Raw genomic sequence first — 21,111 nt, 5'->3', positions numbered from 1 at the left:
GCCACAAGATAACCAAAGCATACGCAAAAGAGAGCAATTGTGGATACCCCTTTGGGGATAGATCCCAGGGGTCTGGCAATTCAAGTTTCCAACGCGCCTTCCTTTTTTTCACGTGCATAGACGAGCACCACAATAGAACCCCGTCCTCCACGCCAATCCGTTGCATCGCTTTCAGATAAAGGGTTTCAGCCTCGTTTTCCCAGCCAAACTTTACCGAAAAAACGGTAAAGCAGGTCCTCATAGTGCAACGGGAGTCAATGAAAGTGACACCAACAATCAGCAGAGAACCATCACAATGTTTGACTCAGCACTTCCTCTCCATACCCCTTAGTGAGCATTGTGGCAGTGGCCTCCTCTTTTTTACCTTGGCAACGAACGACCTTCGCTTTCAATTGCCAAGAGGTAACGCTTATGGCTGACATCACCACTGGCTGGAACCCGGAAGACAGTAGTTTCTGGGACAGCTCCGGCAAAAAGATTGCCAACCGCAATCTTTGGATATCCATTCCCAGTTTGTTATGCGGATTCGCTGTCTGGCTGTACTGGGGTATTATCACCGTCCAGATGCTCAACCTGGGCTTTTCCTTTTCTGCCTCAGAACTCTTTACTCTGATGGCCATTGCCGGCCTGACCGGAGCAACTCTGCGTATACCCAGCAGCTTTTTTATCCGGTTATGCGGTGGTCGTAACACGATCTTCTTCACCACCTCTCTGTTGATGATCCCAGCATTGGGCGCAGGGATTGCCCTACAAAATAAAGACACCCCGCTTTGGGTGTTTCAGGTCCTGGCACTGCTCTCTGGCCTGGGTGGCGGTAACTTTGCCTCTTCCATGTCCAACATCAGCTTCTTCTTTCCCAAGAAGCAGCAAGGTCTGGCGCTGGGGTTGAATGCGGGACTGGGTAATTTCGGCGTCACCACCATGCAGATTCTGGTGCCGCTGTTCATGACATTCGGCGCATTCGGCGCTGCGGGTGGCGATCCGATGGTCCTGGTCAATTCTTCAGGTACCCTGATCGGTAAAATTCCGGCCGGATCAGAAACCTGGATTCAGAACGCCGGTTTTCTGTGGCTGCTGTTCCTGGTGCCACTGGCGTTTGCCAGCTGGTTTGGCATGAACAATATACGGACAGAAGAGGTTTCACCCGATATCGGCGGCCCTCTTAGCAGTTTCACCAAAATCACCTTCATGCTGCTGATCGGCTTCTTTACCGCGACGGTTGGTCTCTGGTTGATGCTGCCGGAATCTGCCAATGGCTCTGGATTTGGCGTTCCCAAGGAACTCGTCCTTGTTGGTGTCATTGCTGCCACCGTCTTTTTGCTGAAGTTAATCCCGGGCCAGATCGGCACCAGCCTTAGCCGTCAGTATAGAATCTTCGGCAACCGTCACACCTGGGTGATGAGCCTGATCTACACCATGACATTCGGCAGCTTCATCGGGTTTTCAGCCGCATTCGCCCTGGCCATCAAAGTCATCTTCGGCTACAGCCATATTGAGGTTGGCGGCGTGATGACCCACGATACCATCAACCCCAACGGACCCAGCGCCTTGATGTATGCCTGGATGGGGCCCTTTATCGGCGCTCTGATTCGTCCTGTCGGAGGATGGGTATCAGACAAGATCGGCGGGGCTCTGGTCACTCAAGTGTGCTCGCTGATCATGGTGGTCTGCGCGGCTGCAGTGGCCTATTACCTGAAAGCGGCCTACGCCTCTGCCACCCCTGAAGACTATTTTGTTCCCTTCTTTGTGCTGTTCCTGCTGCTCTTTGCTGCCAGTGGGATTGGGAATGGCTCCACTTTCCGGACCATTGCCATGGTCTTCCCGAAAGAACAGGCCGGCCCTGTACTGGGATGGACCTCTGCGGTGGCAGCCTACGGGGCTTTCTATATCCCGAAAGTCATTGGGGAACAAATCAAGGCAGCTACACCGGAATATGCCTTTATCGGATTCGCGATCTTCTATGCCCTGTGCATGGTCATTAACTGGGTGTTTTACCTGCGTAAAAATGGTGAATTTTATAACCCCTAGCCAAGCTTTCTACCTACCCTGAGTCTGGATTGAAGAATAGGTGTTCTCCCTCCAGCTCACACTTGATGCGCCCTTCGGGGCGCTTTTTTTTGGGTAAGGATCACTGATCTATGTGGGTCAGTTGGAGGATCCGGACCGAATCCTCAATCATCGTGGTTATGTGAATCGTCCTTGTCGTCTGTCACGATCTGAACCAGTGAGGGCGATGTACCATACCAAACCAGAAATGCTTGTCGGAAGCTTGCCACACTGCTGTATCCAAGTTCAGAGGCGACCTTGGCCACGGTCTTCCCTGATCTCAACGCCAGCAGGCTTAAGTCCTTGCGGCACTCTTCCAGAATTCGCGAGTAGCTCAGGCCATTTTGTTTTAGTTTTCTCTGGAGTGTGCGCGGGGATATGTGCAGCGTTTCTGCGATGCTATCAATGGAGACATCATGCGGTAGATGTGCTTCGATCTTTTTCCTTACCTTGTGAGGCCAGTTTTGAGCCAGGTCCTGAGCACTGATATTTAAGGCATCCGGTTCAAATCCCCGTAAGACGTTTTTGATCCTGTGCTGCAGATCCACATCAGCTATGGGATTCCCTTTTCTGAAATCGTGATGAGAAAAAATCAACGCATACTCCTCACAATCGAAAGAAATTTCACACTGAGAGCCAAAGAATGCCTGATAGACGGAAAGTGGGTTATCCTGAGGATACGCCAGCTTTACCCTGACCGGGAACTCGAAATCACCTGCCACACGCTCGCTGAACTTCCAGAGCAAGCCCATATCGAACACCATCATCATCTGTGGCCGGTGGGGACTGTTGTCACGATTTTGAATAATCACCTTATCGTCATTCCCGGCTTTCGTCAGAATAATATAATTAGGTGCTTTCGAGGCTTGCAGCCTTTCCTCAAGAAAACAGAAGGAAGAAAATATACTTTCTGTGGTCAAAAACAGGTGTACCAGTTTCGTAAACAGAGAGGAAAAGTACACCTCTGCCATTCGTAGTCCATAGGCAGGGCCCCCCATCTGACGTTGAGCATCCCCCAACAATTGCCGAAACCGATCAAGTTCGATTGAGCGATATTTATCTTCGCTGATCCCTATCGGCAAACCGTAGGTCTCCTGAAGTCGCTCAACTTCGATGCCGTCTTTTTCCAAAAGCTTCAGAATGCTCATAAGTAACCGGGTTGATATCAAATAATCCCCTGCCACAGTAAAACCACCGTCCAACATTCGTGCCTACCTCGTCATGACTGCCCCGCTGCCGGAATGTATCCGATCCAACGGATTCTTTTTATTTGAATTCGGGCGTATGCCGCTGTGCAAAAAACAACCTGATTTTAGTGTTTTCTGAGAAAGAGACCTTAGGGAATTACACTATTGGTGATACTTCTTACGTATATAGGTGCAACTCGTTAAGAAGAATTTAAGAAGACTGACGGAGAATGTTGTCAGTCTGTTTTTTAGAGAATTCAGATGATTTTCAGCAAAATATAGGGGATGAAGGGGAGCGGAAGGATATCCGGGGAAACAGGAATCCATCTAGTAGGTAGCAGGGCAAAACAGCAAAAAACGGAGCCTGATCCCAGACTCCGTTAACAAGAGATTTTTTAAATAGTTGCTTAAATCACCTTATGGATTGCTGGCATGATCAGCAATCCACTGGTTGCCTATCCTTTGATAATTGATCCACAGATCCACCTGCCCCAGGCTGTTACTGTGACGAGTTTCCAGGACAGCATTCAGTTCATGCTGACTATGGGGTGTGGAAAACTGGTACTCAGCACCGTAATCCTGCTGGCATTGTGCCTGAGCTTCACCGAGATAAACCGGTTGAGAGGTTAACGCCCAATCTATCTGGCTTTGATTTGTTCTGAGACAAACAGCATACAAGCGCTCTCCGCAGGATATATCTCTGAAGCGATCGGAATCGTGGGATATCACTGTACAACTTCCGTCGCCATTGGGTTCATATCCGACCGCATCCCAGGACCATACCAGATCGCTCTGAGAGACCGGGTACTCGCCATCCACCTTCCATCCACTGCCTTCGGCTGCGTAGCCGTACAGTTCAAAAATATTCAACCCGGCATTGAGAAAACCTCCAACCGTGCTGGGTTTCAGTTTCGCGTCATCACCACCTTTGACGGTGCCATCCTTGACTCGACTCATTGTGGTATAACGTTCTCCATCGCCCAGGTTTTCAATATCATCAGCGGATTTAAAGTCTTTCATGGACTGCGCAGCATTAAACACATGTCCATTGAAACTTGAATTTCCGGTACAACCATAGGTGATCATCAACACATTCTTGCCGGCTGCCAGTATTTGAGATTTCGTCAAATGATCGGTATTCAGCAAGGTACAATTGTCATCACCTCCATTACCTTGGTAGGACTGACTATCCGGGCGGTATACCATGGATATAATGCCGCTCTCATCAATGGCCTTATAGACTTTGTTCAGGCTGTCTTTTGCTGACCCGGCCAACTCCAGTTTGATCATCACCACTTGATCCTGGTTTCCGGCATTAATCCAGTCGCGAATATCCTTCAACCCCGCCGTAAAGCGACGCCACCCAGTAATGTTCTTTACACAACCACCAAACCCCGTATTGTTATGACACATACGAATCTGTTTATTCGCCTTATGAAGATCAAGAACCAGCTCCCTAACGCCAGCATCAAGCTGCCTGCGCATGGACATCCCCTGATTGACACCAAATGAGAAATTATCGTCATCAGCATTGGCAAAGGAGTTATGGGTTCCGACCCAGGTGGTTCTGGCCAGAGGAAGGTTGTTATCAATATTATTTTGAATCAGAAGTGCCCGTTGCGCCCATGCGTCCAACGTCTCAGCAGTAGCGGGCCAGGAAAAAAAACATGAAAGAACAAATACAGCGGATATAAAAAAGTCACGGTTCTTAATATACATTTCAGCGATTCCCTGAGTAAGCCTTTATTGTTGTTCTGAATCCAGGTAAATTCGAATAAGAATATAGCCTCAATCAGAATGGTTTTTTCTGCCAAGGATCGGTTTGACGTCAATCACCTATTCTTTTTGAAAAAGGATGAACAGCACATTACTGCTCACCCTTTTTTCAGTATTTGGCTACTTACATACTTCAGTCCTGACTACATAGGACCTTCAACTATAGACATCGAATCCATCCAGTCAGGATCGTCGATCAAAGTGGCATTTTCCAGGCCATAGTAGTCAATAACCCAGGCATTACTTCTATAGATTTCATACCGATCACCATAGACTTTGCCAACCTCATCCCAGCGCTTCCGGGCATTACTATAATCTGAACCCGAAATAACGCCCTTAAATTTAAACTGTTTACCATCATGCGGATTTCTGACTGTCGAGGTGTATGGAACCGAAACCTCCCCATATTCCAATGACATCCTTGCCACCATCACAGTGTGCGCCGGAACATAGGCTGCCATCCACTCATCAATTGTTCGCTGTTCATTAACTTCTTCTGTATAGCCAACAGTGGTAGAGGCGCTGAAAGTCTCGGAAAAGCTATAGGTAATGGAGCCACTGGTCTCAAGGGTCGAGGGAACACCAGCTTTAAAGCCTTGCGTCAGGCTAACGCCCGCAGTGACCGACACGCCAAGAGTATCAGTCCAGCTATCAGACTCTCTTGAACCATAGCTGTACAGTACTTTGGTATTATCAGATTGTTCTATAGTAGAGTTATTGGTCAGAAGCCGTTCGCCAAAGAAGACTTTTTGATCATCACTGCTTTCTGAAATCTGGTCCCAATGGATTTCCACCCCCACTTCCTCAAGGGTCAGACGATTCCCAGCACATGGATAAATACTCCAGATCTTTGAATCACCGGCTGTGCCAGCAAACCCCACCAGTGAACGATGAGAATAGCCGATAACATTTTCATACCACTTGTACCAGCCGTTACCTTTACCAAAGTAGAGCTCACGTGTTGAGCTGTCTGTCATATCCTTCGCGGTAAGCAATATGCGTGAGATATTTCCATCCCGTTTTTTGTAGAACCGAAACTTCTGAACATACTCCGTGTGCCCCAGAACCTTCCGATAACCACTCCCGCCAGTTGAACCGACAGTTTCGGTGTCGGCATACAGATATTCAATTTTGATCCCCTTGATTCGCTCATCACCACTATAGGTGGTTATCGCGGTGATCTTATCCCCTGGCCGCCTTTTGTTCTTATAGTTGTCACACATATCGAAATCACTGCCCTTACTGGTTTTGCCGTAGACAATATCCGACCGGTAGTTGATGTCGAAGTAATAATCCAACAGATCAGAGGCAAACGCCTGTGAAGCTCCCAGAGCCAGAAATACAAATATCGCGAGTCTTTTCATCTTGTTATTCCTTTTGAAATTCGTCTCATAACGTACTGCCTTCACCAGGCTCTCCTTATCGTTCCCTCTTTACCGGTCTGCCCATAGTTCAAGCTCGCCACTGAATCATCCATCCGTGTTCACACAACACTCGTGTAAAATTCACTCTATCCAAGACGGAGATTGATATGACGACAAAAAGACAATAAAAGACGACAACTTTCAAAGAGGAAAAAACAACAATGGGTGCACTAGATGCCAGTGAAAAGCCACTATCAGCAAAAAAACGGATGATCCGGGAACCATCGGTTTTAGGGAACAAATGCAGGCGGGAGTATGTATGGGGAAGGACGTTTGTCTTATCTTAAACAGACGCCTGATGAGCTCTAGACCATTCACTCACAGCACAAAATCCGGGCATATCAGAAACCTTAGCTTCGGTATAAGCGTATAAAGCGTCATCAGATAACGACAAATCTACCTTAAACTTACAGGGCTGGTGAACATACCAGGGCGTATCGGTAAAAATCTCCAGGCGGTTTCCTTCAGGATCGCGGAAGTATATCGACCAAGCAGTGCCATGAGAGACTGTGTCGCAGGATACTTCTGATTTTGACAGAGACAGGTAGAACTGACGCAGATCTGAAAGTGAGGCCACCCTGAATGACAGATGATCAAGAGGACTTTTATCAGATTTGAACCCTGACTGCGGATTCAGGACCAACTGATGATGCTCCTCCGGGCTCCGGCTTAGAAACACCATAGCGCCTTCCCCTTTTCCCCTGTCAGTCACAATGAATCCGAGGGTTTCCCGATAGAAGTGCTCCATCTCGTCCACATTATTGACGAAAAGTTCGAAGTGGCTTAATGCCAGATTGGGAAAGGCCATACTGATGATCCAACATCGATTTCAAGTCAGGGCCTGACACTATATTACACTCATAAAGCAATTTACACTGAAGCCCCAATCGTATCTGGCCTGTTAGCCTGACCGTTTTGGTGGATCATGCCTGGCTCATAATCGTCCTGTTCCGCTCAGCATAGTAATCCGGCTGGAACTGAAACTGCACCCGGGTTCCGCCTTCCGGTCGCCGACTGATACTTAATTCTCCCCTCAGGTTACGGGTGCGTTCACGCATGATGGCAAGGCCATAGTGATTGAGCTTATCCGGATCCTTGGGAATATTAATACCGTTATCATCAATCTGTACCAACACACTTCTTTGCTGATCACTTTTCAAAGTCACCTGAACCTCGGAGCCTTTGGAGTGGCGTACCGCATTCTGTAATGCTTCCCGCACAAGCTGTAGCAGGTGAATTTCCTCATTGGGTGTAAAAGGAACGTCCGTAACAGAATACTTCAACTGAATATTCATAGAGGAATGCTGTTCCTGCAGGGACTCGACTGTATGCTCCACCGCAGCTCGCAAGCCTTTTTCTGAGATGGTAAGCCGAAAAGTAGTCAGCAGCTCTCTCAGTTGGCGATAGGCAGAGGTGATTCCTTCCTTGATCTCTTCCGTGATTTCCTCCAATAGTTCCGGCTCCATATCCTCCCTTCCCAATACCCGGGTCAGGCGGGTGACCTGTATCTTGAGATAGGACAGTGATTGGGCCAATGAGTCGTGAAGCTCCCTTGCGATAACATTACGCTCATTCATCAACGCCTCACGGCGCTCCTGCTCGCTTTGATTCTTGAGGCTCAAAGCCACCGTGACCTGATCGGCAAAAGACTGCATTACCTGCTGTTGCCAGGGTTCCAGATGCTGTCCCGGCTCCAGCGTACAGACGATCACGCCATATTGAATGCCTTCTTTTAACAACCCGTATCTGACTTCTTCACTTTGAAGGTTGCCGTCTTCAGTATTGCACTCCTCCAGCCCCACGCTCATGCACTTCTCACAGTCCTCACGATCGCAGACGGCAGGCAAAGGTTGTATATAATCGGCACGAACATGTTCGTAAGGAATAATCGCCTCAGGGGTTTTCAAGCACAATTCGATTCGCTTAACGCCGGTGATTTTGGATAAATCAATCAACCAGTCCTGAAAATCAATATTATCGTGGGTGGTTTCATTGATCTGTCGAGCCATCTGATAGAGAAAATTCAATGAATCGGCACTCAGCTCCAGCGCCCGGGTTTTTTCCCGGACTTTGGTTTCCAGCGTGTCATACATACGGTATAGCTGCTGGGACATGCGATTGATCGTATCCGCCAGAATTCCGAGCTCATCCTGATTCTTAAGCTCCACCTCACCGCTGAAATCTCCTTCACCGATCTGTTCAGCCCTTTTCGTCAATACTCTAAGGGGAAGCTCCACATGCTCATGAAGAATACTCAGGGACAGTGCCACCAGCCCCAACGTAAAAAACAAGGCTACCAGCTGCACGATTCTGAGATTGGCGACTCGTGCTTCCGCGCTTTCCTGATAAGCCTGGACCAACATGTCCACTTCATCCACAAAGCCATCAATCATTTTCTGCAGTTCACCTGCAGAGATGCTTTCCTGTTCAGCCAGGAAACGTTCCAGCCGAGGCCGGATCTGATCTCGCCAACGTTGACTCACGGCATAATAGCGCGTGTTCAGTTCCGTCCCTTCCTGCTTGTCAGCTTCCGTCACCAGAATGGCGCTATCCAGCCGATTCTCCAGTTTGATGATCTGATCCCGGGCCTTGCTACGGTATTCCGGGTCAACTTCTGTGGCGAGAAGCGTAGACAGAACCCGATAACTCTGCATACGCAACGATCCGGAGAGATTGACAGACTCAGCATCACGGTCAGCCTCGTCTGCAATCAGGTAGGAACTCAGCATGGCCGCGATGGCGACGGTTACCATTGCGACCATCAACACACCTATTCTGAATACGATCGACTTCTGCATGCGTTGCAGCATGATAATTCTCCTGCCTGGCATCTGTGGCCTATCCATCCTTTCTCAATCCCTCCTGGATTCGTACCGATGCCGTTGAACGATTTATCCCCTAGCTTAGCACCGGCTAATAAAACAACGAACAGACTAACCCCAATGAAGGTCCTTTTTCAGGTAGTACCTCTAAAGACTCACCCTACCCCTTAGTGTCGGAAAGTTCATTGCCGTAATCAATAAGTCATTGTATCACCTATATTTTCTGTTTTTTTTGGCTACCTCTTTGGGGGTAGACACTACTTAGCCCACCATATTGCCAGCCAAGACACTTTGACCCAGATCAAACTTACCTGACGCCTCACTCCTAGAATTGAAAGGGACATAGGTTCAACACGTTCGCCCCTGAAAGTGTAAACAGGTGGCGCTCATACCACGAGGAGTAGAGCATGAGTCATTTTCTGGATCGCCTGCAGTTTTTTAAACGCAAAGGCGAACCCTTTTCAGAGGGGCATGGCATTACCACCACAGATGATCGCAGCTGGGAGGAGGGATACAGACGCCGTTGGCAACACGATAAGATTGTCCGCTCCACCCACGGCGTCAACTGTACCGGTTCCTGCAGCTGGAAAATCTACGTTAAAGACGGCCTGGTCACCTGGGAAACACAGCAAACAGACTACCCACGCACCCGGCCGGACCTTCCTAACCACGAACCCCGTGGCTGTCCTCGCGGTGCCAGCTACTCCTGGTATATCTATAGCGCCAACCGACTGAAATATCCCAAAGTGCGTAAGCATCTGATCAAACTCTGGCGTGAGGCCAGGATGCAGCACAGCGACCCGGTTGACGCCTGGGCCAGCATTGTGGAAGACCCCGCCAAGGCAAAATCCTACAAGCAACGCCGTGGTATGGGTGGCTTTGTGCGTGGTGACTGGGACGAAGTGAATGACATCATCGCCGCAGCGAACGTTTACACTGCCAAAAAATATGGACCCGACCGCATCACCGGTTTTTCTCCGATACCCGCCATGTCCATGGTCTCCTATGCAGCAGGTGCCCGCTATCTGTCACTGATCGGCGGTAACTGCCTGAGCTTCTACGACTGGTACTGTGACCTTCCCCCCGCGTCTCCACAAATCTGGGGGGAGCAGACCGACGTTCCGGAATCCGCGGACTGGTATAACTCCAACTACATCATTGTCTGGGGGTCAAACGTTCCACAGACCCGAACCCCTGATGCGCACTTCCTGACAGAAGTCCGCTATAAAGGGACCAAAACCTGTGTCATCACCTCTGACTATTCAGAGGCTTCCAAGTTCGGTGACACCTGGCTGGCTCCGAAACAGGGGACCGATGCAGCACTGGCCATGGCATTCGGGCATGTCATTCTGAAAGAATTTCATGTGGACCAGCCTAGCGCCTACTTTACCGACTATGTACGTCGCACGACCGATATGCCCATGCTGGTCATGCTGAAAGAGCACAATGGCAAACTGATACAGGACCGTTTTTTACGGGCGTCTGATCTTGATGGTCACCTGGGTCAGGACAACAACCCTGAATGGAAAACCATTGCCGTCAATGACACAGACAACGAACTGGTTTCTCCCCTCGGGTCTGTCGGTTATCGCTGGGGAGAAAAAGGCAAATGGAACATCCAGCCCCGCGAAGGCAAAGATGGTAAAGATGTGACCCTGCGTCTGAGCCAGAAAGATCACCATGATGCTTTGGCAGACGTTGCTTTCCCCTATTTCGGCGGGCAGGAACATGAACTGGATTACTTCCAGCATACTGACCACGACAACCTTATCTATCGCAAAGTACCGGTTAAACAAATCACACTGGCGGATGGAACCAAAGCACAGGTTGCCACCGTATTTGACCTGACGCTGGCCAACTATGGCGTGGACAACGGATACAACGACCCCAACTGCGCCAAAGATTTTGACGATAACCAACCCTATACCCCTGCCTGGCAGGAAGCCATTACCGGCGTTCCCCGTGATGCCGTGATTCGCGTCGCCAGAGAGTTCGCACGTAATGCCGACAAGACTCAGGGACGCTCCATGGTCATTGTGGGGGCTGCACTGAACCACTGGTATCACATGGACATGAACTACCGTGGCCTGATCAACATGCTGATGATGTGCGGCTGTATCGGTCAGAGTGGTGGCGGTTGGGCTCACTATGTCGGGCAGGAAAAACTGCGCCCGCAAACCGGCTGGCAGCCACTGGCCTTTGCTCTTGACTGGCAGCGTCCGCCACGCCATATGAACGGAACCTCTTTCTTCTATAACCACTCAGATCAGTGGCGCTATGAAAAACTGGAGATGACAGAGGTGGTCTCGCCGCTGGCAGATCAATCCAAATGGACTGGCTCCATTATCGACTACAATACCCGCGCCGAACGTATGGGCTGGCTGCCGTCAGCACCGCAACTGGGAATGAACCCCCTGGAACTGGTCAAAGCTGCCGAAAAAGCCGGTAAGGATCCAAAGGAATTTGCCATTGAGCACCTCAAGGACGGCTCACTGAAGTTCGCCTGCGAAGACCCGGATAATCCACAAAACTATCCACGTAACATGTTTATCTGGCGCTCAAATCTGCTGGGATCATCCGGCAAAGGCCATGAGTATATGTTGCGCCACCTACTCGGTACCAAGCACGGTCTACTGGGCAAGGATTTGGGGGAAATGGGCGGCAAGAAACCGGAAGATGTCGCCTGGCGCGATGAGGCCCCTGAGGGCAAAGTGGATCTGCTGGTCACTCTGGACTTCCGCATGTCGACTACCTGTCTGTACTCCGACATCGTGCTGCCTACGGCCACCTGGTATGAGAAAGATGACCTGAACACATCCGACATGCATCCGTTCATTCACCCTCTCAGCAAAGCCGTCGATCCAGTGTGGGAAGCCCGCAGTGACTGGGATATTTTCAAGGGCATAGCCAAAGCCTTTTCCAAAACCGTGCAAGGCCACCTTGGTGTCGAAAAGGATCTGGTCACCCTGCCAATCCTCCACGATACGCCTGCGGAAATTGCCCAACCTTTCGGAGTCAAACACTGGTGGAAAGGGGAATGTGATCTGATACCGGGCAAAACAGCCCCGAATATGGTTGTGGTGGAACGGGATTACCCCAACACCTACCATCGCTTTACCTCGCTGGGCCCTCTTCTGGAGAACCTGGGCAATGGGGGCAAAGGGATTACCTGGGATACCAAAGCAGAAGTGGAATTCCTGGGCAAACTTAATCTAACCCATCAGGAAGACAGCGCCCGCGGCGGCAGGCCAAAAATTGAATCTGCCATTGATGCCGCCGAAGTGATTCTGTCACTCGCACCGGAAACCAACGGTCAGGTCGCCGTGAAGGCCTGGGGGGCACTGAGCGAAATCACTGGCCTGGACCATACCCATCTGGCCCGTCCCAAGGAAGAAGAGAAAATCCGTTTCCGGGATATTGTGGCGCAACCCCGCAAGATCATCTCTTCCCCCACCTGGTCCGGGTTGGAAGATGAGCATGTGAGCTACAACGCCGGTTATACCAACGTTCACGAGCAAATTCCCTGGCGTACAGTGACCGGTCGCCAGCAGTTCTATCAGGATCATGAGTGGATGCGTGACTTCGGCGAAACCATGTGTCTATACAAGCCACCCATTAACCTGAAGACCACCGATCCGGTCCTGAACAAGAAAGGAAACGGTAACCGGGAAATCCTGTTGAACTGGATCACCCCACACCAGAAATGGGGCATACACAGTACCTACTCCGACAACCTGCTGATGCTGACCCTGTCCCGCGGCGGTCCGATTGTGTGGATGAGTGAACGGGATGCCAAAGAAGCTGGCATCGTGGATAACGACTGGATTGAGGTATTTAACGTCAATGGTGCCATCGCCTGCCGGGCAGTGGTCTCACAACGGGTTCCCCAGGGCATGGCCATGATGTATCACGCCCAGGAACGGATTATCAACACACCGGGAGCCGAAACCACCCAGACCCGCGGCGGTATCCACAACTCTGTTACCCGCGCAGTGATGAAACCAACTCACATGATTGGTGGTTATGTGCAGCAATCATACGGCTTTAATTACTACGGCACTGTGGGTTGCAACCGGGACGAATTCGTCATCGTCCGCAAGATGAACAAAGTTGAATGGCTGGACGGGCCTGAACATACGCTGGCTGCGACCGAGTGAGGAGAAACGCGAGATGAAAGTACGTGCACAAATCGGCATGGTCCTGAATCTGGACAAATGTATCGGCTGCCACACCTGCTCGATCACCTGTAAAAACGTGTGGACCTCACGTGAAGGCGTCGAATATGCTTGGTTTAACAATGTGGAAACCAAACCCGGCATAGGCTACCCCAAAGAATGGGAAAACCAGGACAAATGGAAAGGTGGCTGGACCCTCAAAGGAAACGGCACCAAAAAACTGCAGCCCCGGATCGGTGGCCGGCATCGGGTTCTGGCCAATATATTCGCCAACCCTGATCTGCCGACGATCGACGAGTACTACGAACCGTTCGATTACGATTATCAGCACCTGCATAAAGCACCGGATATGAAGCATCAGCCCACTGCAAGGCCACGCTCACTGATATCCGGGCAGCGGATGGAGAAAATCGAATGGGGCCCCAACTGGGAAGAAATTCTCGGAACCGAGTTCGCCAAGCGTCGTAAGGATAAAAACTTCGATCAGGTACAGGCAGATATGTACGGCGAGTTTGAGAAAACTTTCATGATGTATTTGCCACGCCTGTGCGAGCACTGTCTGAATCCCGCCTGTGTCGCCTCCTGCCCTAGCGGAGCCATCTACAAACGGGAAGAAGACGGCATTGTTCTGATCGATCAGGATAAATGTCGTGGCTGGCGGATGTGTGTCTCCGCGTGCCCATACAAAAAGATCTACTACAACTGGAAAAGCGGTAAATCCGAAAAATGTATTTTCTGCTATCCACGGATCGAATCAGGGCAACCCACTGTCTGCTCTGAAACCTGTGTCGGGCGTATCCGCTACCTGGGTGTACTCCTTTACGATGCTGATCGTATTGAACAGGCAGCCTCCACCACTAACGACAAGGATCTGTACCAGGCCCAGTGCGATATTTTCCTGGATCCCAATGATCCAGAGGTTCGCGCCGCCGCCCGCAAGGAAGGGATTCCCGAAGCCTGGCTGGAAGCCGCACAGAATTCACCGGTGTATAAAATGGCGATCGACTGGAAAGTTGCACTGCCATTACACCCTGAATACCGCACCCTGCCCATGGTCTGGTACGTCCCACCTTTGAGCCCGATCCAAAATGCTGTGGAACAAGGGCATGTAGGTATGAATGGCGAGATACCGGATCTCAAGAGCCTGCGAATTCCATTGCGCTATCTGGCCAACCTGTTAACCGCAGGAGACGAAGCTCCCATCGTGCGAGCTCTGGAGCGCATGATCGCCATGCGGGCGTATATGCGTAGCAAACATGTGGATCAGCAGGAAGATCTGGAAGTACTGGCCCAGACAGGCCTGACCAAAGCATTGGTGGAAGACATGTACCGGATCATGGCGTTGGCCAACTACGAAGATCGCTTTGTCATTCCGACAACTCACCGCGCCTATGCCGAGAACGCATACGACATGAAAAGCAGTTGTGGCTTCAGCTTCGGTAACGGTTGTTCCACTGGAGACAACTCGGTCAATCTGTTCGGCGGCAAATCAGCCACTGTGCGTCAGGTCATTCCGGCTGTTCAGGAGGACGTGTAATGAAAGCTCTACGCTTAATAGCCACCCTGCTGGATTACCCCACTCAAGAGGTTTATCAGCATCTGGACCTGATAGGAAACATGATCAGGGAAGACACCTCACTACCACTGGTGACCAGAGAGTCATTAACCGTTTTTGTCAGCCAGGCCCAAAACAAAGACTTGTTGGACTGGCAGAGCGAATATGACGGACTGTTTGAACGAGGGCGCTCTGTTTCCCTGCACCTGTTTGAGCACGTACATGGCGAATCCCGTGACCGTGGTCAAGCCATGGTAGAACTGATCAGACAGTATCGGAATGCCGGGCTGGAACTCTCTGTCAGAGAACTTCCAGACTACCTCCCCGTCTACCTGGAATTCGCTGCCACCCAGGGTGATCAGGCACTGGGCTGGGTTGTCGATGTGGCTCATGTGCTGACCCTTCTACAGGCGCGACTGGAAGAGCGGGAAAGCGATTATGCTCTGGTCATCGGCGCTTTATTACGTCTGGCAGATATTGAACTGGATCTGACAGAAGTCCGTGAGCAGGTGGCGAAGGAAGAACGCGACGACACTCCAGAAGCCCTGGATAAAATCTGGGAGGAAGAGGCCGTCTCGTTTACAGCTCCAGACGACACCAGCTGCCCCAGCAGTCGCTATAAGCCATCGCCCACGCAACGCTGCGACGATGTCAGCACCGTGCAATGGGTAGAGGCCCCAGTATCAACTTCCCAGAACATAACCCGGTCTTAGGAGATTCCTATGAGCTATCTCAACACTTTATTCCTGGCCGTCTACCCCTATGTGGCGTTGGCCATTTTCTTAATCGGCAGCCTGATTCGTTATGATCGGGATCAATACACTTGGAAAACCGCTTCCAGTCAGATACTAGAAAGCAAACAACTTCGCCTGGGCAGTATTCTGTTCCATATCGGCGTCATTGCTGTTCTCCTTGGGCATTTTGTCGGTCTCCTGACCCCAGCTGCTGTCTGGCATGTCCTCGGCATTTCCGCTAGCTTCAAACAGGCGGTTGCCATGGGCGTTGGCGGATTTTTCGGCATCATCTGCCTGTTTGGCCTGATCATTCTGGTGAAAAGGCGTCTGACCAATCCTCGCGTTAGAGCATCTTCCACCCGGATGGATATCACCATTCTGTTACTACTGCTGGCTCAGTTGATTCTCGGTCTGTTGAGCATCTTCGTATCAGCCGGCCATATGGATGGTGGCGAAATGCTGAAAATGATGAACTGGGCGCAGTCTATTGTCACTTTCAATGCTGCTCAGGCAGCTGCTGTCATGGTGGACGTCCATATCATCTACAAACTGCATATTGTTCTGGGGATGACGCTGTTTGTGCTGTTTCCATTCAGTCGTCTGGTTCACGTATGGAGCATTCCGGTTCGGTACTTTACCCGGAACTATCAAGTCGTACGTGGTACTGCCAAATCTTGAAAAATCCGGACGGGTCTTCAGACCCGTCCAATCCTGATAACAATGATCCCGGACTCAATCAATCCTTTAACCCGGACGAACACCATGAATGCAATCACCGTTAACGGCATTGAAATCACCTCAGATCAGATCTATACCGAGATGCAATTCTTTCCCGCCGATTCGGTTGAAACGGCTCAAAGCGCTGCCAGCCGTTCGCTGATCATTAAAGAGTTACTTTGTCAAAGAGCAAAGGCTCTGGGCTTAAACGCCGAGAATAGTGACGAATTGCTGGAAATCCTGATCGCCAGGGAAGTCAGCACGCCCAAACCAACAGAAGAGGAATGCGAGCGCTTCTATGCCAGTCATCCACAGGAATTCAGCAGTTCCCCATTGGTTGAGGCCAGACATATCCTCTTAGGAGCCGCACCTGATGATGCCAAACTACGCAGCGAACGACTGTCTCAGGCCGAAGCACTGATAGCTCGGCTCAAAGATTCACCAGAAGATTTCAGCAAACTGGCGGAGAAGTTTTCAGACTGCCCTTCAAAAGCGACCGGGGGATCTCTGGGACAGGTATCACAGGGGCAGACTGTTGCTGAGTTTGAGAAAGCACTGTTTCGGGCAGATACCGGACTGCTCTCACAACCTGTTGAAAGTCGTTATGGTGTCCATGTCATCTGGGTGGACCGCAGCATTCCAGGCCAGTCTCTACCCTACGAAATGGTCGTTGAAACTATCCGTAAATATCTGGAAGAGCTGGGAGAACGTCAGACGATTGCCGATTATCTCAGGCGTTTGGCGGATGAGGCCGAAATCAGTGGATATGAAATGGAAGCCTCACCGCTCATTCAATAGCAAGCAGGATTATTGGAAATACGAACACAACTGAACGGGGTAACGGTAAACCTGGCAAAGAGGATATATGAGAGGCGGCTTCCCGCCTCTTTCATTTCATAGATCTGCCTGCTGAAGAGGTACTCGATACTGCAGAGCCTGACCAAGTTTATCACTCCACTGATGCGCCTTGATCACCCGTTGGCACCAGCGGTTAAACAACGACTGCAACGGACGCGGAAGATGCTCCATATCGATGCTGTCCATAAGGTTTTTCACTTCATGTCCCAGTTCGGTATCTCCCAATATCATCAGGCGACGTTGAAAAAACAGTGTATCCGGATCAACGCTGCGGGTAGCGATCTGCATAAAACTCAATGCATCGCCGCGAATCTCCGTATCCGGATCAGTGTGCGACGAGACCAGAATATTTCGTTGTGGCGACAGACCAAACTCCCAGGCGAGGTTCATATCTACCACGTTGATTTTCACACGACGGCTGATCAGGCAATCAAAATCTCCATCAGCAATACGATTGCCCAGAACATGCTCGAGAATCTGCCGTAGCAACAGACATTGAAGTTGGGAAGGTAAGGCACGAAACGGTGTTGCCGCATAAAACATGGGACGTTTAAAAACTTCCAGAGGATCTGGAGGACTATAAACAGGCAAAGCAGGCAAAGCAGGCAAGGAAGAAGATGAAACACGGTCTTTGATTGATTGGAATAACGACACGGGTGATGTCTCCATATTGAACCTGGAAAGGGTTATTTAAACGGCTTTAACCGTGATCGACATTGATATCAATCAACAAACAGCCGGCCTTTTCACAATAGGCTGGGAATACATGCGGGTATGCTGAAAACCTCTTATCAACATGCCCACTCAAACAAAGAAAGTTCGATGTCATTCAGAGGTAAATATGGAACTGGTATGTCCCGCCGGGAGCCTTCCCGCTTTTAAGGCAGCCGTAGAAGCAGGCGCCGATGCGATCTACATCGGATTCAAAGACAACACCAACGCCCGGCATTTTGCAGGTTTGAATTTTGACGACCGCAAAGCGCGACAGGCGCTTGATCTTGCCCGACAAAAGGGGGTGAAGCTTTTTGTCGCCATAAACACTTATGCACAACAACGGGAATGGCACCGCTGGCAGTCAGCCGTTGATCAGGCAGTCGCTATAGGCGCAGACGCATTAATTGCTGCCGACATGAGTGTGATGGAATACGCTCACACAAACCACCCCGAGCTGGCGTTGCATCTCTCCGTACAGGGATCTGCCACCAATATCGGTGCGCTCGAATTTTATGTCCGACAGTTCAATATCAAGCGGGCGGTCCTGCCGAGAGTTCTCTCACTTAAACAAGTCAAACAGGTTGCCTCAAGTAACGTTGTCGACGTGGAAGTCTTTGGATTCGGCAGCCTTTGCATCATGGCTGAAGGTCGTTGTTATCTATCGTCATATATCACTGGCGAATCACCCAATACACAAGGAGTCTGCTCGCCGGCTCGTTTCGTAGAATGGCGGGAAACTGGCCAACACCTGGAGTCACGACTTAACAATGTAGTGATTGATCGCTACCGTGCCGACGAGAAAGCCGGATACCCCACATTGTGCAAAGGTCGATTCGATGTGGATGGACACCGATACCACGCCCTTGAGGAACCCACCAGTCTGAACACGTTGGAGATACTACCGGAACTTCAAGCCGCCGGAGTCAAAGCGGTCAAAATCGAGGGGCGCCAGCGCAGCCCGGCATATGTCAGTCAAGTGGTCTCCGTGTGGCGGCAGGCGTTGGATGAGCTTCGACAGTCCCCTGAGAGATACACGACTCATCATCAATGGATGCAGGCTCTTCAGTCTTTGTCCGAGGGTAGCCAGACAACCCTCGGCGCTTATTCTCGCCCCTGGCAGTAACCAACGAAGTATAAATTTATAGCGGATTACTACGAGCTTACTATGAAAATTACCCTTGGCCCCCTTCCCTACTTCTGGGAAAAGAAAATCGTTATGGATTTTTACCAGTCGGCTGCCGATTCGGATGTCGATATTATTTACCTGGGAGAAACCGTTTGCTCCAAAAGGAGGCAACTCAACCTGGATGATTGGCTGGGTTTGGCTCACAACCTCAAAGAGGCCGGAAAACAAGTGGTCTTATCCACTCTGGCTCTGATCGAAGCCGAATCTGAACTGAATGCTCTCTACCGGTTATGTGAAACAGCTGCCAAACACGGCTGTTTGGTAGAAGCCAATGACATGGCTGCAGTTAACATACTGTCCAAACTTCAACACCCTTATGTCGCCGGGCCTGCATTGAATATCTACAATGCGCACAGCCTGGAATTGCTGGCTAATACAGGCTGCATACGCTGGGTGCCCCCCCTTGAACTAAGCAAAGATGCCATCAGAGACATTATGCAGGCAGCAACCAGTCCTGTAGAAACAGAACTCTTTGCTTATGGACATATGACACTGGCTTACTCTGCCAGGTGTTATACCGCCAGAGCCCACAACCTGCCCAAGGACCAGTGCCAGTTTATTTGCCTGCAGCATCCTGCGGGTATGAAAGCTACCAGTCAGGATGGCCAGGAGCTGTTTACACTTAACGGTATCCAGACTCAGTCCGGCAAGTGCCTGAACCTGCTGAATCAATGGCAGGAAATCCGGGCCACGGGCATCCAACTGATCAGACTGGCACCGGAAAGCCGCACCGTTCTGGAACTGGTGACTAATCTGAAAAGCGCCAAGGAAAGCGACCTTTCAACTGTCACACCTTACCTGGCTCATCACTGTAACGGGTACTGGAACAGACTGGCTGGAATGGAGCTGCATACCTGAAACTTTTCAGCCCGGTTGATCGTCAAGATTTCTCTATAATCACCTGTTCTGAGGTATTCTTCCCTAATGGTCAATTTATAACCTATACTTGGATCAATACCTCCAATCAGCAGTGTCACCAAAATGAAGCAAGTCATCGTGATCACTGTAGGGATACTCTTATCGTTTGTCATATCTGCCAAGGAGATTATTACCGTCAGTAGCGGTGAGTGGCCACCATTTACCGGGAAAGATTTAAAACATGGCGGCTTCTGCACTCATCTGCTCGAAAAAGCCATGACAGAATTCGAACTGCAGGTCACCTATTTCCCCTGGAAAAGAGCGGCGGTTACCGTCATGGATGGTGAAATGGATGTCACTCCGTGTTGGATTCCCAACGAAGAAAGAATGGCGAAGTTCATCTTTTCCGATCCTTTGATGGTGAACAAAAAAGTGTTTTTCCATCGAAAAGATTTCAATTTCAACTGGGACACAATAGATGATCTTCAGCCCTATCGTATCGGAACCGCATTGGGCTACTCCTACGGCGATGAATTTGATCGGGCAGCCAAGGAAAACAGGATTACCATAGAGCCCATTACTGATGATGCCACTAACCTGAGAAAACTATTACTGGGGAGAATTGACCTGTTTCCAGTGGAAATGGTGGTTGGATACACAACGCTCTATGAAATTTTCCCGGCCGCACAAGCCAGCCAAATTACCAATCATGACAAAGCTCTGCTGAAATCTTCTTATCATCTGATGATTTCCCGGAAAATATCCAGAGAGCGGGCCGAACAAATCCTGAGCAGCATTAATCACGGCCTGAAGCGGTTAAAGGAATCCGGAGAATACGGCAAACTCGAGAGCCTTCTGATTGAGGGTTACTATAATCCTTAAAACGAAATCCCTGATATCGAATTTCTCGGGTTTATGTACACCACATTAGACCTTCAATTTTTGCCCCCCCCAATTTCAACTTTGCATTTCCGGATACGTTATAAATTTTTTTCATTTAGTTGTAGGATTTGAACAACACTGTTCGTCTATTGCATACATTCATCAATCAAGGAAACC

15 protein-coding genes are annotated in these 21,111 nt (G+C 50.1%); 9 read left to right on the top strand and 6 right to left on the bottom strand.

Annotated features, from left to right (window positions below):
- The first annotated feature begins 411 nt into the window (after positions 1-411).
- Entirely contained in the window at positions 412-2,028 is a 1,617-nt protein-coding gene (locus tag F566_RS0114100; RefSeq protein ID WP_020407644.1) for an MFS transporter, read from the top strand.
- Between the two features lie 143 nt (positions 2,029-2,171).
- Here F566_RS0114100 and F566_RS35480 read toward each other — a convergent pair whose 3' ends face one another.
- The 5 genes from F566_RS35480 to F566_RS0114075 all read right to left on the bottom strand — a co-directional run bounded on the left by F566_RS35480 (position 2,172) and on the right by F566_RS0114075 (position 9,243).
- Positions 2,172-3,251 carry an AraC family transcriptional regulator gene (locus tag F566_RS35480; protein ID WP_020407643.1) on the bottom strand — a complete coding sequence of 360 codons (1,080 nt, stop codon included), beginning with the start codon at positions 3,249-3,251 and terminating at the stop codon, positions 2,172-2,174.
- 399 nt (positions 3,252-3,650) lie between these two features.
- Entirely contained in the window at positions 3,651-4,952 is a 1,302-nt protein-coding gene (locus F566_RS0114090; RefSeq protein ID WP_020407642.1) for a phosphoinositide-specific phospholipase C-related protein, read from the bottom strand.
- A gap of 200 nt (positions 4,953-5,152) precedes the next feature.
- The gene (locus F566_RS0114085; RefSeq protein WP_020407641.1) at positions 5,153-6,373 is read right to left on the bottom strand and encodes an ETX/MTX2 family pore-forming toxin; all 1,221 of its coding nucleotides are present in this window, start codon (positions 6,371-6,373) and stop codon (positions 5,153-5,155) included.
- 343 nt (positions 6,374-6,716) lie between these two features.
- The gene (locus F566_RS0114080; protein ID WP_020407640.1) at positions 6,717-7,241 is read right to left on the bottom strand and encodes a VOC family protein; all 525 of its coding nucleotides are present in this window, start codon (positions 7,239-7,241) and stop codon (positions 6,717-6,719) included.
- Positions 7,242-7,356: 115 nt separating this feature from the next.
- Entirely contained in the window at positions 7,357-9,243 is a 1,887-nt protein-coding gene (locus F566_RS0114075) for an ATP-binding protein (RefSeq protein ID WP_020407639.1), read from the bottom strand.
- Positions 9,244-9,662: 419 nt separating this feature from the next.
- On the opposite strand from F566_RS0114075, the gene F566_RS0114070 reads away from it, so the two are divergent.
- The 5 genes from F566_RS0114070 to F566_RS0114050 all read left to right on the top strand — a co-directional run bounded on the left by F566_RS0114070 (position 9,663) and on the right by F566_RS0114050 (position 17,234).
- Positions 9,663-13,412, top strand: a complete 3,750-nt coding sequence (locus F566_RS0114070; protein ID WP_020407638.1) for a nitrate reductase subunit alpha — start codon at positions 9,663-9,665, stop codon at positions 13,410-13,412.
- 13 nt (positions 13,413-13,425) lie between these two features.
- Positions 13,426-14,967, top strand: a complete 1,542-nt coding sequence (narH, locus tag F566_RS0114065) for a nitrate reductase subunit beta (protein ID WP_020407637.1) — start codon at positions 13,426-13,428, stop codon at positions 14,965-14,967.
- Positions 14,967-15,698, top strand: coding sequence for a nitrate reductase molybdenum cofactor assembly chaperone (gene narJ / locus F566_RS0114060; RefSeq protein WP_020407636.1), 732 nt, complete (start codon positions 14,967-14,969; stop codon positions 15,696-15,698). Before narH ends, narJ begins: the two co-directional genes overlap by 1 nt.
- Before the next feature lie 9 nt (positions 15,699-15,707).
- Positions 15,708-16,397, top strand: coding sequence for a respiratory nitrate reductase subunit gamma (narI, locus tag F566_RS0114055; protein ID WP_020407635.1), 690 nt, complete (start codon positions 15,708-15,710; stop codon positions 16,395-16,397).
- An 84-nt stretch (positions 16,398-16,481) separates the two neighbouring features.
- Entirely contained in the window at positions 16,482-17,234 is a 753-nt protein-coding gene (locus F566_RS0114050) for a peptidylprolyl isomerase (RefSeq protein WP_020407634.1), read from the top strand.
- Positions 17,235-17,330: 96 nt separating this feature from the next.
- On the opposite strand, the gene ubiT is transcribed toward F566_RS0114050, so the two are convergent.
- On the bottom strand, positions 17,331-17,948 hold the full coding sequence (ubiT, locus tag F566_RS32915) for a ubiquinone anaerobic biosynthesis accessory factor UbiT (RefSeq protein ID WP_020407633.1): 618 nt from the start codon (positions 17,946-17,948) through the stop codon (positions 17,331-17,333).
- A gap of 187 nt (positions 17,949-18,135) precedes the next feature.
- Here ubiT and ubiU point away from each other — a divergent pair, with 187 nt between their 5' ends.
- From ubiU to F566_RS0114030, 3 genes are all read left to right on the top strand, one after another.
- Positions 18,136-19,131, top strand: coding sequence for a ubiquinone anaerobic biosynthesis protein UbiU (gene ubiU / locus F566_RS0114040; protein WP_020407632.1), 996 nt, complete (start codon positions 18,136-18,138; stop codon positions 19,129-19,131).
- Positions 19,132-19,173: 42 nt separating this feature from the next.
- Complete coding sequence (locus F566_RS0114035; protein WP_020407631.1) at positions 19,174-20,052, top strand: U32 family peptidase; 879 nt, start codon at positions 19,174-19,176, stop codon at positions 20,050-20,052.
- A gap of 123 nt (positions 20,053-20,175) precedes the next feature.
- Positions 20,176-20,934, top strand: coding sequence for a substrate-binding periplasmic protein (locus F566_RS0114030; RefSeq protein ID WP_020407630.1), 759 nt, complete (start codon positions 20,176-20,178; stop codon positions 20,932-20,934).
- Positions 20,935-21,111: the final 177 nt, after the last annotated feature.

Origin of the sequence: Hahella ganghwensis DSM 17046 (assembly GCF_000376785.1) — a bacterium.
Classification (GTDB): domain Bacteria; phylum Pseudomonadota; class Gammaproteobacteria; order Pseudomonadales; family Oleiphilaceae; genus Hahella; species Hahella ganghwensis.
Note: the sequence above shows the minus strand (reverse complement) of the source record. Positions and strands in the feature narration are given on the sequence as shown.

Bases quoted from the DNA above. Each gene is read 5' to 3' on its own strand.
- F566_RS0114100 (WP_020407644.1), top strand. From the start codon at position 412: ATGGCTGACATCACCACTGGCTGGAACCCGGAAGACAGTAGTTTCTGG.
- F566_RS35480 (WP_020407643.1), bottom strand. From the start codon at position 3,251: ATGTTGGACGGTGGTTTTACTGTGGCAGGGGATTATTTGATATCAACC.
- F566_RS0114090 (WP_020407642.1), bottom strand. From the start codon at position 4,952: ATGTATATTAAGAACCGTGACTTTTTTATATCCGCTGTATTTGTTCTT.
- F566_RS0114085 (WP_020407641.1), bottom strand. From the start codon at position 6,373: ATGAAAAGACTCGCGATATTTGTATTTCTGGCTCTGGGAGCTTCACAG.
- F566_RS0114080 (WP_020407640.1), bottom strand. From the start codon at position 7,241: ATGGCCTTTCCCAATCTGGCATTAAGCCACTTCGAACTTTTCGTCAAT.
- F566_RS0114075 (WP_020407639.1), bottom strand. From the start codon at position 9,243: ATGCTGCAACGCATGCAGAAGTCGATCGTATTCAGAATAGGTGTGTTG.
- F566_RS0114070 (WP_020407638.1), top strand. From the start codon at position 9,663: ATGAGTCATTTTCTGGATCGCCTGCAGTTTTTTAAACGCAAAGGCGAA.
- narH (WP_020407637.1), top strand. From the start codon at position 13,426: ATGAAAGTACGTGCACAAATCGGCATGGTCCTGAATCTGGACAAATGT.
- narJ (WP_020407636.1), top strand. From the start codon at position 14,967: ATGAAAGCTCTACGCTTAATAGCCACCCTGCTGGATTACCCCACTCAA.
- narI (WP_020407635.1), top strand. From the start codon at position 15,708: ATGAGCTATCTCAACACTTTATTCCTGGCCGTCTACCCCTATGTGGCG.
- F566_RS0114050 (WP_020407634.1), top strand. From the start codon at position 16,482: ATGAATGCAATCACCGTTAACGGCATTGAAATCACCTCAGATCAGATC.
- ubiU (WP_020407632.1), top strand. From the start codon at position 18,136: ATGGAACTGGTATGTCCCGCCGGGAGCCTTCCCGCTTTTAAGGCAGCC.
- F566_RS0114035 (WP_020407631.1), top strand. From the start codon at position 19,174: ATGAAAATTACCCTTGGCCCCCTTCCCTACTTCTGGGAAAAGAAAATC.
- F566_RS0114030 (WP_020407630.1), top strand. From the start codon at position 20,176: ATGAAGCAAGTCATCGTGATCACTGTAGGGATACTCTTATCGTTTGTC.